This is a genomic window from Burkholderia sp. BCC1640, assembly GCF_902833125.1.
Classification (GTDB): domain Bacteria; phylum Pseudomonadota; class Gammaproteobacteria; order Burkholderiales; family Burkholderiaceae; genus Burkholderia; species Burkholderia diffusa.
Genome location: NZ_CADFEF010000038.1, coordinates 16,868 through 30,949, shown reverse-complemented (window position 1 = coordinate 30,949; position 14,082 = coordinate 16,868). Strand labels below are relative to the sequence as shown.

12 protein-coding genes and 1 pseudogene are annotated in these 14,082 nt (G+C 65.2%); 7 read left to right on the top strand and 6 right to left on the bottom strand.

Annotated elements, in window-relative coordinates:
* The first annotated feature begins 26 nt into the window (after positions 1–26).
* Entirely contained in the window at positions 27–878 is an 852-nt protein-coding gene (locus tag HWX25_RS29400) for a LysR substrate-binding domain-containing protein (RefSeq protein WP_175911963.1), read from the top strand.
* 24 nt (positions 879–902) lie between these two features.
* Here HWX25_RS29400 and HWX25_RS29395 read toward each other — a convergent pair whose 3' ends face one another.
* Complete coding sequence (locus HWX25_RS29395; RefSeq protein WP_059530738.1) at positions 903–1,796, bottom strand: LysR substrate-binding domain-containing protein; 894 nt, start codon at positions 1,794–1,796, stop codon at positions 903–905.
* Between the two features lie 152 nt (positions 1,797–1,948).
* Between HWX25_RS29395 and HWX25_RS29390 the strand changes: the two genes are divergently transcribed.
* Entirely contained in the window at positions 1,949–5,008 is a 3,060-nt protein-coding gene (locus HWX25_RS29390) for an FAD-binding and (Fe-S)-binding domain-containing protein (RefSeq protein ID WP_175911961.1), read from the top strand.
* An 82-nt stretch (positions 5,009–5,090) separates the two neighbouring features.
* On the opposite strand, the gene HWX25_RS29385 is transcribed toward HWX25_RS29390, so the two are convergent.
* The 3 genes from HWX25_RS29385 to HWX25_RS29375 all read right to left on the bottom strand — a co-directional run bounded on the left by HWX25_RS29385 (position 5,091) and on the right by HWX25_RS29375 (position 8,101).
* Positions 5,091–5,393: a hypothetical protein gene (locus tag HWX25_RS29385; protein WP_059820767.1), complete on the bottom strand. Its 303-nt coding sequence runs from the start codon at positions 5,391–5,393 to the stop codon at positions 5,091–5,093.
* 88 nt (positions 5,394–5,481) lie between these two features.
* Positions 5,482–6,636, bottom strand: coding sequence for a branched-chain amino acid ABC transporter substrate-binding protein (locus HWX25_RS29380; RefSeq protein ID WP_175911960.1), 1,155 nt, complete (start codon positions 6,634–6,636; stop codon positions 5,482–5,484).
* A 562-nt stretch (positions 6,637–7,198) separates the two neighbouring features.
* The gene (locus HWX25_RS29375) at positions 7,199–8,101 is read right to left on the bottom strand and encodes a DMT family transporter (protein WP_175911959.1); all 903 of its coding nucleotides are present in this window, start codon (positions 8,099–8,101) and stop codon (positions 7,199–7,201) included.
* A 57-nt stretch (positions 8,102–8,158) separates the two neighbouring features.
* Here HWX25_RS29375 and HWX25_RS29370 point away from each other — a divergent pair, with 57 nt between their 5' ends.
* From HWX25_RS29370 to HWX25_RS29355, 4 genes are all read left to right on the top strand, one after another.
* Positions 8,159–9,115, top strand: coding sequence for a LysR substrate-binding domain-containing protein (locus tag HWX25_RS29370; RefSeq protein ID WP_175911958.1), 957 nt, complete (start codon positions 8,159–8,161; stop codon positions 9,113–9,115).
* A 167-nt stretch (positions 9,116–9,282) separates the two neighbouring features.
* Positions 9,283–9,942: a hypothetical protein gene (locus tag HWX25_RS29365; RefSeq protein ID WP_059530720.1), complete on the top strand. Its 660-nt coding sequence runs from the start codon at positions 9,283–9,285 to the stop codon at positions 9,940–9,942.
* A gap of 34 nt (positions 9,943–9,976) precedes the next feature.
* Complete coding sequence (locus HWX25_RS29360; protein WP_175911957.1) at positions 9,977–10,444, top strand: sodium:proline symporter; 468 nt, start codon at positions 9,977–9,979, stop codon at positions 10,442–10,444.
* 154 nt (positions 10,445–10,598) lie between these two features.
* The gene (locus HWX25_RS29355) at positions 10,599–11,072 is read left to right on the top strand and encodes a hypothetical protein (protein ID WP_175912007.1); all 474 of its coding nucleotides are present in this window, start codon (positions 10,599–10,601) and stop codon (positions 11,070–11,072) included.
* A 168-nt stretch (positions 11,073–11,240) separates the two neighbouring features.
* On the opposite strand, the pseudogene HWX25_RS29350 reads toward HWX25_RS29355, so the two are convergent.
* Positions 11,241–11,482 (bottom strand): annotated as a pseudogene (locus HWX25_RS29350) (porin); the annotation flags it as partial.
* Between the two features lie 729 nt (positions 11,483–12,211).
* Between HWX25_RS29350 and HWX25_RS29345 the strand changes: the two are divergent.
* On the top strand, positions 12,212–12,736 hold the full coding sequence (locus HWX25_RS29345; protein WP_175911956.1) for a hypothetical protein: 525 nt from the start codon (positions 12,212–12,214) through the stop codon (positions 12,734–12,736).
* A 248-nt stretch (positions 12,737–12,984) separates the two neighbouring features.
* Here HWX25_RS29345 and HWX25_RS29340 read toward each other — a convergent pair whose 3' ends face one another.
* A complete protein-coding gene (locus HWX25_RS29340) occupies positions 12,985–13,746 on the bottom strand; it encodes an A24 family peptidase (RefSeq protein WP_059820772.1) in 762 nt (253 codons plus the stop codon).
* Between the last annotated feature and the right edge of the window lie 336 nt (positions 13,747–14,082).

Below are 14,082 nucleotides of genomic sequence, written 5' to 3'. Positions count from 1 at the left end.
TCGATTGATCAGATTTTCTGAATACCATGAAAAAGCTCGATCTCGATGTGCTGGCAATGGTGGTGGCGGTGACGGAATCCGGTTCGTTCGCGCAAGGCGCGCAAGCGGTGCACCGGTCGCCGTCGGCGGTGAGCATGCAGATCAAGGCGCTGGAGGATGCGCTCGGCAAGCCGCTGTTCATTCGCGACACGCGCAACGTCACGGCCACCGACGACGGCCGCATGCTCGCCGAATACGGCCGCCGGATGCTGGCGATGCGCGACGAGGCGTGGGCGTCGGTCGTGCGCCCGGAGATCCGTGGGCGCGTGACGATCGGTGTGCCGGACGACTACATCTCGTCGCTGCTGCCGCAGGTGCTCGGCAAGTTTGCCGCGATGCATCCGCGCGTGGAAGTACGCGTGATCGGCCAGCCGAGCAGCGCGCTCGTGCCGATGCTGAGGGACAACACCGTCGACCTTGCCTGCCTCACGCGCATCAAGGGCGTGACCGGCGAACTGGTGCGGCGCGAGCCGATCGTGTGGACGGGCTCGGCGAAACGGAACGTGTGGGAGGAGCGGCCGCTGCCGGTCGCGTTCTTCACGCACGGCGGCAGCATGGCGCGCGATCACGCGATCAAGGCGCTGAACCGGCAGAAGATTCCGTTCCGGATGTCATACGAGAGCCCGAGCTTCCTCGGCTTGCTCAGCATGGTCGAGGCCGGCCTCGCGGTCGCGCCGCTCGCGCGCTGCAGTATTCCCGCGCATCTGGTTCAACTGTCGCCGAACGAAGGGTTGCCGCCGCTCGACGCGCTCGACGTCGTGCTGGCGCGCAGCGCGCAGTCGGCGCGCCCGCCGTGCGATTACCTCGCCGAACAGATTCTCAATGAATGGCGCGCGTGATCGCGCTGTCCGTCCGCCCGCGCGTCAGCACGATTTCAGCAGCCATTCCCGAAACGCCACCAGCGACGGCAACGTGTCGTTTTCCGGCGGATACACGAGGTAATAGCTGCGCTGGCTGGTGATCGCGTCGCCGATCGACACCAGTTCGTTCCGGCTCAGCTCGTCCTCCACCAGCACCTTCGGCACGAGGCCGATCCCCATCCCGGCCCGCACGGCCTGGATCAGGTGCGACGTCAGCTCGAAACTGGGGCCGATCCGCATCTCGCGATGATCGAGCCCGAAATGCGAGAACCATTCGGCCCACGCGTGCTGATTGCTCGTCACGCCCAGCAGCGTCTGCCCCACCGCCCACGCAGGCGCCCGCGGGCCGGCCTTGCGGCGCCCGGCCGCCGCATCGGGGCTCGCGATCGCGATCAGGAACTCGTTGTACAGCCGGTGCGCGTGCAGGCCGGGCCAGTCGCCCGCGCCGACGGTGATGGCCGCGTCGAGGTCGTCGGTGTGGAAGTCGATGCCGCCGATCCGCGAATGCAGGTGTACGGTCACGCCCGGATGCGCGGCGTAGAAATCGTGCAGGTGCGGCAGCAGCCATTTGGAGCCGAAAGTCGGCAAGGTCGCGAGCCGCAGCGTGCCGGCGCCGGCCTGATGCGACATCGCCTGCAGCGTCGCACCGCGGATGCGCCCGAGTGCGCCGCTCAGCTCGACGAAGTAGCGCCGTCCGACTTCCGTCAGCTTCACCGAGCGGCCCTCACGCCGGAACAGTGGCACGCCGAGCTGATCCTCGAGCGTCTGGACCTGCCGGCTGATCGCGCTCTGGCTCAGCGACAGCTCGTCGGCCGCGCGCGTGTAGCTTTCGTGGCGCGCGGCGGCTTCGAACACCAGCAGCAACGACATGGACGGAGTCAGGCGGCGATAATTCATGAGTTTTATGCAAGTTTTGCCGGGTGAGAATTCGTTTGTTTCTCGCGATGATTCGCAAGATACTGGATTTCAGTGTTGCGGGGAATCTTGCTCAAAACTCATGTTTCCGAGCGAAGCCACGCGCCGCTCCATCCACACTGCGCTTTCATCCCATGTCGATCGCTTCGTTGCCCCGTCCCGTCAGCCCGTCCGAGGGGCGTTATCGCGACTTTCTCGCCGCCCTCCAGGCGGCCGGATTCGCCGGTGAAATCCGCTCGGACCATGCGAACCGGACCGTGCAGGCGACCGACAACTCGATCTACCAGCGCCTGCCTCAGGCGGTGATCTGTCCCGCGCATGCGGACGACGTGCGGCTGCTCGCGCGCCTGCTCGCCGAGCCCGCGCACCGCGACGTCGCCGTGGCGGCGCGCGGTGGCGGCACGGGCACCAACGGGCAGTCGCTGACCGACGGCGTGGTCGTGGATCTGTCGCGCAACATGAACCGGATCCTGGAAATCAACGCCGGCGAGCGCTGGGTGCGCGTGCAGGCGGGCGTCGTCAAGGACCAGCTCAACGCCGCGCTGAAGCCGCATGGCCTCTTTTTCGCGCCCGAGCTGTCGACGTCGAACCGCGCGACGGTCGGCGGAATGATCAACACCGATGCGAGCGGGCAGGGCAGTTGCACGTACGGCAAGACGCGCGACCACGTGCTGGCGCTCGACTTCGTGCTGATGGGCGGCGAGCAGCTGCACAGCGACGCGCTCGCCGATGACGAACTGGAACGCCGCTGCGTGCAGCAGGACCGCATCGGCAAGGTGTATCGCACCGCGCGCCGTATCAGCGACGAAAAGGCGGCGCTGATCGACGCGAAGTTTCCGAAGCTCAATCGCTGCCTGACCGGCTACGATCTCGCGCATCTGCGCGAACCGGACGGCCGCTTCAACCTGAACAGCGTGCTGTGCGGCGCCGAAGGCTCGCTCGGTTTCGTCGTCGAGGCGAAGCTGAACGTGTTGCCGATCCCGAAGTATTCGGTGCTCGTCAACGTGCGCTACGCCGGTTTCATGGACGCGTTGCGCGATGCGCGTGCGCTGCTCGAACTCAAGCCGCTGTCGATCGAGACGGTCGACTCGAAGGTGCTGATGCTCGCGATGAAGGATTTCGTGTGGAGCAGCGTGGCCGAGTATTTTCCGCAGGACGATGCGCGTCCGACGCTCGGCATCAACCTGATCGAATTCAGCGGCGACGATGCCGACGACGTCGATGCGCGCGTGCGCGCGTTCGTCGAGCATTTGCGCACCGACACGAGCGTCGAGCGGCTGGGTCACACGCTCGCGACCGGCGACGATGCGGTGAAGCGCGTGTACGCGATGCGCAAGCGCGCGGTCGGCCTGCTCGGCAACGTGCAGGGCGAGGCGCGCCCGCAGCCGTTCGTCGAGGACACTGCGGTGCCGCCCGAGAATCTCGCCGCGTACATCGCCGAATTCCGCGCGCTGCTCGACGGCCACGGGCTGCAATACGGGATGTTCGGCCACGTCGACGCGGGCGTGCTGCACGTGCGCCCGGCGCTCGACATGAAGGACCCGAAGCAGGCCGCGCTGGTGCGACCGGTGTCGGACGCGGTTGCTGAACTCACGCAGCGGCATGGTGGCCTGTTATGGGGCGAACACGGCAAGGGCGTGCGCTCCGAATATGCACCGGCGTTCTTCGGTGAGCTGTATCCGTCGCTGCAGCAACTGAAGGCCGCGTTCGATCCGCACAACCAGTTCAACCCGGGCAAGATTGCGACGCCGCCGGACAACACGCTGCGGCTGCTGAAGATCGACGAAGTGCCGACGCGCGGCGACCACGACCGGCAGATCGACGAGCGCGTGTGGCAGAGCTACGGCACGGCGATGCACTGCAACGGCAACGGCGCGTGCTACAACTTCGACCCGGACGACGCGATGTGCCCGTCGTGGAAGGCGACGCGCGAGCGCGTGCAGTCGCCGAAGGGGCGCGCGTCGCTGATGCGCGAATGGTTGCGTCTGCAAGGACAGGCCGGCGTCGACGTCGTCGCGGCGGCGCGCGCGCGACAGCCGTTCCTGCCCGGCCTCGTTGCGCGCTGGCGCAACAGCCGCGCCGCGCGCGACGGCGAAGCCGACTTCTCGCACGAGGTGTACGACGCGATGGCCGGCTGCCTCGCGTGCAAGTCGTGTGCGGGGCAGTGCCCGGTCAAGGTCAACGTGCCCGAGCTCCGCTCGCGTTTTCTCGAGCTGTATCACCAGCGTTACCAGCGGCCGCTGCGCGACTATTTGATCGGCTCGCTCGAATTCACGATGCCGTGGATGGCGCGCGTGCCCGCGCTGTACAACGGCCTGATGCGTGCCGGCTGGGTGCGCACGCTGCTCGAGCGGCACGTCGGCATGGTCGACAGCCCGCTCCTGAGCCGCTTCGACCTCGCGGCCGTGATCCGGCAGTGGAACGTGCGGCCGGCCGATCCGCGGGCGCTCGCCGCGCTGGACGATGCGCAGCGCACGCGCAGCGTCGTGATCGTTCAGGATACCTTCACGCGCTATTTCGACACCGAGCAACTGGCGACGCTGATCGAGCTGGCCGCGCGCGTCGGCTTCCAGGTGTGGCTCGCACCGCTCGCGCCGAACGGCAAGGCGCTGCACGTCCAGGGCTTCCTCCGCGCGTTCGAGCAGGCGGCGATTCGCAACGCGACGCAACTGGCCGCGCTCGCGCGATCGGGTGTCGCGCTCGTCGGCCTCGATCCGGCGATGACGCTCACGTATCGGCAGGAATACCTGAAGGTGACGGGGCTCGCCGACGTGCCGAAGGTCGCGCTGCCGCAGGAGTGGCTGCTGCACGCGCTGCCGGAAGCCGCGGCGGGCGCGGGTTCGGGCGACGTATCGGCGGTGTATCGGCTGCTGCCGCATTGCACCGAGAAGACCAACGCGCCGGACAGCGGCAAGCAGTGGGCGCAGGTGTTCGCGCGTCGCGGGCTGCGTCTGGTGGTTCAGGCGGCCGGGTGCTGCGGGATGTCGGGGACGTACGGGCACGAGGCGCGCAACCTGCAGACGTCGCAGGCGATCTATGCGCAATCGTGGGCCGCGCATGTCGATGCGCCGGAAGAGGCGGGCGAAGCGCTGGCGACCGGGTATTCGTGCCGCAGCCAGGTGAAGCGCATGTCCGCCCGGCAGCTGCGTCATCCGCTGCAGGCGCTGCTCGATCACGTGCCTGCGGCGGGGTGACGGGCGGTGGTGAGTGTGATGCGGCAGCGCACGCGTCGGATCGAGCGGCACGTGCGATGCCGCGACTGACGCCCGCCCTGGCTCAGGCGCCGGCTTTCGCGGTCTTCCGGGCGCGCGGCTTGCGCGCTGCCGGAAACGCGCCGACGCCGCGCGGCCGTTTCGGCTCGATGCCCGTTTTACCGATGACGTGCCGGAAATCGATCTCGTGCGCGGCGAGCGCGCCGATCAGGGTCGCGATGACCGCGAGGTGGGAAGGGACGGTGCCCTTGCTCGAATAGTTCGTGATGGAACTTTCGTTCATACGGATCAGACGGGCGAATTCCCGAGCCGTCAACTGCGCTTTCTTCAACTCCTGTTGAAATTCCGCATACGCCATTGCACACATGTCGCTTCATCTCCGCAAAACTTGAATCGGCTCCGCGCGGCGCCGGCGTCGACGGATGGCGTTCCCGTCGTGCCGGCGTCGCGGGGCGTTACATCTTCACCTGGTCGAGGAAGGTCTTCTTGCCGCTCTTGTAGCCGTAGATCGAGATGATCCCGTGCGTCAGGTCGCCCTTCGCGTCGAACGTCGTCGTGCCGATCACGCCTTCATATTTCGTCGACGGCATCGCCGCAAGGATCTTCGCCGGGTCGGTCGAGTTCGCGCGCTTCATCGCGTCGACCGCGATATAGACCGCGTCGTACGCGAACGGCGCGTCGAACTTGATGCCCTGGTTGAAGCGCTTCTGGTACTTGGCGAGGAACGCCGCGCCGCCGGGCATCTTCTCGAGCGCCGCGCCGGCCTGCGAGCACAGCACGTTGTCGGCCGCCGGGCCGGCCAGCTCGGCCAGCGAGTCGGTGCACACGCCGTCGCCGGACAGGATCTTCGCGCGCAGGCCGAGCTGCTTCGCCTGCTTCGCGAGCGGGCCGCCGGTGGCGTCCATGCCGCCGTACATGATCGCGTCGGGGTTCTCGCCCTTGACCTTCGTCAGAATCGCGCGGAAGTCGACGGCCTTGTCGTTGGTCGCATCGTGCGACAGCACCTTCAGGCCGAGCGCCTTCGCCTTCTTTTCGAATTCGTTCGCGAGGCCCTGGCCGTACGCGGTCGAATCGTCGATCACCGCCACGCTCTTCACGCCTTTCGACTGCGCGTAGCTCGCGAGTGCCGGACCTTGCTGCGCGTCGGTCGCGACCACGCGGTAGGTCGTCTTGAAGCCCTGCTGCGTGTAGGTGGGGTTCGTGGCCGACGGCGAGATCTGCACGATTCCGGCGTCGCTGTAGATCTTCGACGCCGGAATCGACGTGCCCGAGTTCAGGTGGCCGATGACGGTGACGACCTTGTCGTCGACGAGCTTCTGCGCGACCTGCGTGGCCTGGCGCGGGTCGGCCGCGTCATCCTGCGCGTCGAGCTGCAGCGTGATCTTCTTGCCGCCGATCGTCAGGCCCTTCGCATTGATCTCCTCGACCGCGAGGCGAGCACCGTTCTCGTTGTCCTTGCCGAGGTGCGAAATGCCGCCCGTCGTCGGTTCGACGCTGCCGATCTTCACGACCTGGTCGGCCATCGCGCCCGATGCGGCCGCGAATGCGGCGGCGGCAAGTGCGACGGTCATCAGGGGTTTGCAGCGCATGCCGACAATGCTTCGTTCCATCTGCCATCTCGGTTGATTGATATTTCTATTGCCGCCCGGTCGGCCGCGCGCCCTCGTGAGGCGATCGGCGAGCCGGACAAGTCTCCGTGACCCATGACGGGTTCGGCTTGCATGTCGCCGGGCCGTCGAGGCCGGCGATTTCGTCTGACGACATGTAATTGGTATGAATATATCCGAACCCGTTTGTGCCCGCTTGCGCGAATTGCCCAGCCTTGCGCAAATGTGATGCGCTTGCGCCGCTTTTCGCGCAGATGTGGCTGTTTTGTACCGTCGAATGCTCCGATTATTCGACCGGACCGCCACCGATGACCATGGACAGTGCAATGCAATCAATCGAGAACTGTTCGGTCGGTTTGTCTGCACACTTTCATCGTCACGAACGCCGCAGCAAATCGGCCATCCGATTGGTGCAACTAACGGTCAAGTCCGCCAGCGTCGATGAATTGGCGCGCGGTGTCGAACTGCATGTGTGCCCAGTTTTGCAGCCGACGGGGCCCGGCTTCGCGGAACCGCGCCCCCGTCGTTCCTCGAGCAAGTCTTGCCGTCCGACGAAACCGCTCGCCTATGTCCGTCCGCGCAAGGCCACGAGTATCACGCCGGCAATTGCCAGCAGACCACCGCACACCGTCTCGATGCCGGGGCGCTCGCCCGTCAGCGCCATCGACAATGCCGTCGCGACCGCCGGCGTCAGATAGAGGAAATTGGCGGCGCGTGCCGCGCCGAAGTGGCCGAGCGCGAAGGTCCACGTCGCGTAGCCCAGCGCGGCGGGAAAGACGCCGAGCACCAGGACGGCGAGCACCGTGTCGCGCGAAGCCCCGCCGCCGAGCGACATGAGCGCGCCGGGCAACCATGGCGTGAGCAGCACCGCACCCGCCAGCAGCGTATAGGCGGCGCAGGGCAGCGCGCCGTACACGGGAATCAGCCGCCGCTGCAACACGAAATAGCTGGCCGAACACAGTGCCGCGCCGAGAATCAGCGTGCTCCCGGAGCCGAGGACGAGACCGCCCGGCTGTCCGTGCGCGATCACGGCGATGCCGGCCAGGCTGACCAGCGAGCCGAGCCATCCCCAGCGATTGAAGCGTTCGCGCAGAAACACCGCGGCCAGCACCGCCGTGAAGATCGGCAGCGTGTTCATGATGAAGCTCGCGGCGCCCGCCGACACGGTCTGCTCGCCGGTATTGAGCAGCGCGTTGTAGAGCGCGATGCCGAGCAAGCCGCAGACGAGAAAGCGCACCGCGTCGCCCGTGGCCGGCAGTCGAGGCCGCCGCCACGTGAGCCATGCGATCACGAGCACGGCCGCGGTCGCGAAGCGTGCGGCCGCGAGCTGCAGCGGGGCCAGCCCGTGCAGGCCGATCCGGATGAACGGGAAGGCGGAGGCCCACGAGACGATCGTGAACGCCACCGCGCCGGCCGCGACGAGCGGCAGTCGCGCGCCGCGCGACGAGGGGGAAGAAAGCGTGTTCATGCGGCAATGGTGCGGCGTGGTCAGATGTTAAGCTAGCGCACAGATCAACATGCGGGTATGAATATGGCTCACAGCTCGGTGCGCATGCGGCAGCGTGTGGCGGACGCGCTGCCGGCCCTCGCGTCGGCACCCGGCCCGCGTCCGCCGCTGGCCAGTCTGGAGACCGTCTGCACGGTGGCGCGCCAGGGTTCGTTTCTGGCGGCGGCCGATGCCTCCGGCGTCACGCATGGCGCGATCAGCCGGCGCGTGGCGGCCGTCGAGAACTGGCTGGGCATGGCATTGTTCGAACGTCATGCGCGCGGCGTGCGGCTGACGCCGGATGGCCAGCGCTTCATCGGCCGGATCGAACAGGCGTTCGCGATCATCGACGGCGCGGCCGATCAGTGGCGCTCGCCACGCACGCCGCGACTGGTCAGGATGAGTGTGGTGCCGGCGTTCGCGCAGCTCTGGCTGCTCGAGCGTCAGCATGCGCTCGAGAGCGAGGCGCCTGCGTTGCGCATCGAGCTCGGCATCGAGGTTCGCAACGTGGATATCGCCGCCGGCGAAGCGGATCTGTCGATCCGTTACGGGCGCGGCAACTGGCGTCGGCTCGAGACGCGCGAGTTCATGCCGGAGACGCTTTATCCGGTCGCGCATCCGCGGCTCGCCGCGCAACTGGCCGCGCTGCGCCGTCGAAACGGCGACGCCGCGCTGCTCGAGATGCCGCTGTTGCACGACTCCGACGTGACGGGCTGGCGTACCTGGTTCGACGCGCTCGGCATTCCGTTCAAGCCGCGCGCGCAGGATCGCCGCTTCGAGGACTACAACCTGGTGCTCGCGGCGGCCGAAGCCGGGCTCGGCGTGGCCCTGGCGCGGATGCCGCTCGCCGATGCGTATCTCAAGCGCAGCGCGCTCGTGCGCGTGAGCCGGCATGAGGTCGAGTCGCTGCTGAGGTATCACTTCGTGCATGCGAAGGGCGAGAATCGTCCGGAAGTGCTTGCGTTGATGGAGCGGATGCGGGCGGCGCTGGCGTAGGCGACGGCAGCGTCGGGACCGGCGACACAACGTGCGTCGACGCCGCTGGTGCTCGACCGCGGCCATGGGATCGTCGACAATGCGACCGCGGAAAACCGCGAGATCCGAAGATGAACGAGAATCGACAGTTTTTGCAGACGTGCGGATGCAGAGGGAGAGAGTGAGTAATGAATAGACCAGACAAGTCGTCGAAAGCGCGTGCGGCGCTCGACCAGCTGTTTTCGGGCATGGCGCCCGCAGACGCGCAGCAGCGCGCGTCGCGTCCGGGCAATCCGTTCGAAGCGGCAGGCGACCCCGCGGGCGCCGACGGCCGCGTCGAAGTCACGTTGTCGACGAGAATCCAGTTGCGCGGCTATCCGGGCGCGGATGCGTTCATGAAGCGCATGGCCGAAGCCTGGGGCCTCGCGTGGGGCCCGTACGACGCCGTGCGGGCGACGGCGACGCTGCCGGCCGGCTGGCGCTCGCGCCGGCTGCCGGAAGTCACGCAGATCGTCGATGAACGCGACGTGCTGCGCGCGGAAAGCAGCCTACAGGGCGGCGAGATGTCGTATCTGAAAGTGCATCCGCGCTATTACATCGATGCGCGCAAGGGGTTCGGCTGGCGCAAGTCGTCGAAGGCGTCCGACGATCCGGATCTCGACGGCCCCGACTGGAACTGCTACGTGATGGATCGGGAAAAGTCCGTCGAAGTGCACGAGATGACGACGTCGTCGTCGAAGGCCGATCTGGACAACGCGCGTGCGACGTTGCTGAAATGGCTCGACGAGCACTACCCGAAGCATCGCGATCCGTTCGCGTACTGGACGGATTGCGAACGCCCGTTGTAAGGCGCGCACGGCGCGCCGTCGCCGCGGAGGGCAATTGAAACAGACCGGTGCGGTCCCGATTCTCTGGGCAGCGTTCGGCGCGGCGTTCGGCTCGACCGTCGTCGAGCTGCTGCTCTGGCCGATCGCCGGAGAAGACGCCTTTCACAACCTGCTTCGCGACGCGCGCCTGACGGCCGCCCTCGTGATGGGGCGATCCGTGCTCGGTGCGTCAGCGGGCTTCGATCCGACGATCATGGGCGTGGCGACGCTGGTGCATGCCGCGCTGTCGCTTGCCTATGCGGCCGTGCTGGCGAGAATGGTCCGCAGCCTGTCGCCGGGCGTCGCGCTGCTTGCTGGCGGCGCATTCGGATGCGTTCTCTACGGCATCAACCTGCATGTGTTGACCGCGGTGTTCCCGTGGTTCGCCGCAGTGCGCGGCGCGATCACGCTGGTCGCCCATGTGGCGTTCGGTGTCGTTGCGGCGGGCGTGTACTGCATCGTCCGGCGCTCGCCGCGCGCATGATCGCCGACGGTCCCTCCGTCGCGCATTCGCATCCCGACCCCTGGAATAATCCGGCACGCTACATCGTCTAATGGTCGGGTGACCCGATACGAAGCCGCGGGTCGTTCGTGATGCCAAGGATCGGGTGGTCGGGGCAATCATGCGGGAGCCGATCATGTGCAACTTGTTTCGGGTCGGGATGGGCGTCGTTTGTCTCGGCTGCTCCATGTGCGTGCTTGCGCAAACGTACGACGACACGCCGGATGAGGGCGCCCGTTGCCGTGCGGTCGTCGTGCAAGCGGAAATCGACGGCACGGAACAGCAGATCGTCGGGCGCGCGTGCCGGCAAAGCGACGGCACCTGGCAGATGATGCAAAGCCAGGACGGTACCATCGTGTGGTATCCGGACACCGCTTATCCGTACGCCGACCCATGGTACTGGGGGCCGGCGGTATTCGTCGGCACGGGTGTCAGTTTCGTCTTCATCGACCGTTTCCATCATCGCCATTACTTCGACCACTTCGGTCACGTCGGTCATTTCGACGGGGGCATGCGTGGCCGCGTCGGCGTTCCGATGGGCAGCGGCTTTCATCGTGGCCCGGCCTTTGTCGGCGGGGAGCACGGGTTCGGTGGAATGCGCCGGCATTGAGTCGACGCACATCAAGGTGTGCCGGCGCCGGGTCAATGCGACGGGACGGTACCGTCAGAACTTGTGGCGGATGCCGGCGATCCCAGCGTTCCTGCGTATCGGTGCCCGAGTTCACGCCATACGAGCCGACCGATGTCGCGGCCTCACGATCGCACCGCTCGCGACCGTCGAGCCGCCATTGGCGAAGAAATAGCCGGTGCCGAACGACAGCGTGTCGTTCGCGTAGCTCAGCCCGAAGCTGTAGGTGCGGCCGCTGCCGGTCGCGCCCGCGACGCCGCCGAAGCCGTACAGCGCGGCGAACTGGAAGCCGGAGATCAGCGGGCTCGTGTATTTCGCCGAATGGCTGACGCGCAGACTGTTGTCGTCGTTATCGAGGTCCCCCCGGCGTCGAAGTAGTTGTTCTCGGTGAGGTTTGCTAAACACATCTACGCGCCTTGCGAAGTGACCACATCTTCATGTGAATCGCACCGAGTGTTACAGGCGCCCTCGCGTCCAAACCAGCGTGCCTGCTGCGTAGTGCTGCTGACTTCCATCATTCAGCATCGAAGTGCCTCGCTCGAACCGGCAGAGCGCTTACGTTCATCAGCCGAACGCCGGCGGCTCGCCGTGCAATCTAGCTTGCATCGTTATTTCGAAGAAACCCGACGTTGAGGCTTCCGTGGTCACCGAGGTCGCGCTGGAGCGATGCATTATGCCTTCAAGATATGGTCGAGAACCGATTCAAAACAGCTCGGATGTCCGAACATATGAACGCGACCCTGCCGCGTAGTCGCATGATTCTCGACAGCGTCAGGATCACATCCTTTGAACGAAGGCTGGCACCGATCTCGATCGCCAAGGCATTCGCGGGTGATGTCTCAAGTGCATGCGTCGCGATATGCGCGGAATGCGAGTTGTCAGTCGGTACGGGGCGAGGCATGCCGTTAGCTGTCGTTCGAGCCCCTCTTTCTCTGCCGGATGTCAGTTGACGGAGCGCTTATGAATCTTAATACTGAGATAAGAGCGTTGTTCGCCGCGCTGTTGGGCAGTTTGGAATGGATGCGGGTGAACGAGAATGAATTCAGCCTATCCTCAAATCGGGGTGAAAGATGAGATTCGGCCGATGTGTTGCAGTAGTTGGCCTGTGTTCAGCGCTGACAATGATCGCCCATGCGGGTCCGGAGACATCGCACACGGTCGTCAAGCAGGTCAAACTGGTAACCCATATCGGTGACAGCCTGTTCGTAACGAAACTTGACCGCACTGCGTATGGCGTGGTGGAGTTGACCGCGATTGGCAGTTCGGGTCCGGCGTTGACGGCGACCGTGCCGATCCATATCCGCACGACGGATCCCGACGTGCGCGTCACGCTGCAGCAGCCACTGCGGTTATCGAATGGCCGCGGCGATCTGGCCAATGCGAAAGTCGAGTTAATGGGCAAGTCGGGCGACGTTGAAATTGTTGCCAATGCCGGTCGCGTGCTAACGCTGGAAAAACCCGCATGCGACGGTTTCGGTGGTTTCGACGAAGTCCGTCAAGTGAAGATCAGCGCGAAAGTACTTGCCATCAGCGAGGCGTCGCCAGCCAATGCCAGTTATCGCGGAGACATGGTATTGATATTCGAGCCGACTGCTTCCGCGGGGCGTGAGTTGGTGCCGGGAACAATCGTGACGGCTGGAGAGTGAGACAGTCCCCGATGGGTATCGTCGACCGCGGGTGTCAATGAAGCGCTTTGTATACGCGTCCGCCCGCATTTGTCCTCGGATGCCTTTCGGAATCTGCCGGCGGTCTGAACGGCTTAGCGACGGTGCCGCATTGCACGATAACCCCCGCTGGGAAATGGTGTTCGCGATAGAGTGACGTCACTCGTCATTCCGTTGTCCTACGCGATCGCTCCTAACAACGTGACAGTGCATGTCCTTCATTCCGCACGTCATGCCGGCAAGCAGCGTGAATAGAGCACCGCCATGCCCGCAAGGGCTATAAACGGGCCGAATGCAATCGGCGTGTCGGCGCGATTGCGCCCGGTGGCGATCAGTATGATGCCGGCGACTGCGCCGGCAACCGACGATATGACGACGATCCATGGGAGTGACGCCCATCCTAGCCACGCACCGAGCGCGGCCAGCAGCTTGAAATCGCCATATCCCATTCCTTCGACACCACGCAGCAGCCTGAACAGCCAGTAGAGCGTCCACAACACCAGATACCCGCAGACTGCGCCGATCACTGCGCTAGATACCGTCGTGAACACGCCCGCGAGATTCACTATCAAGCCAGCCCACAACAGCGGCAAGGTGATCATGTCGGGCAGCAGCCGATACCGTATGTCGATGATGCTCGCCACAACGAGCGACACGCTGAATCCGCACGCGGCCACCGCCGCGAACGTCGGACCAAAAGCGAAGCACGCGAGAACCGCCGAAAACGTACACGCGGCGGTGACCCACGGTAGCAGTGTCGCGAGACGTTCGCCGCAGCGAAAACAACTGGGTGCGAGACGCAGCAGTCGGATCGATATGACGCGCTCCAGCGGTGTCAGCATACGGTCGCAGTGGTCGCAACTTGTGCCGTGCGCGGGTCTAGTGGGCACTGGTACACCGTCGCGTTCGAGGGCACCTGGCAGATATGCAACCGCGAACGTCGCCAGCAGGCCCGACACACCGCCAAGCAAAATGAAAAGCAGCCACGTCATGGGGAACTCATTTGGACGGGCGCCAATGCCTGGGATGTGTCTGGCCCGAGGATGGCGCAGGGATATTGCCGCGATCGCGAATTGACAGCGGTTCGAAAAAAGAATCTTCAGCCGAATGGCTGCGGATCGTCTTGAACAAGACAAACCGGTGGAGAAACCGGCGAATGAAAAATTCAGAAATTGATGGATTCCATGGCGACGAAAACAGGACTGTCGATTGGATGAATGAAATTATAACTCCTAGGCTGATGCGGTCTCGCGAGCGGTAATAAATTTTTATCGAGACAAAAAATCTGACTAATCAACTGTCATTCAAGGGATCGCGGCGATAGCATT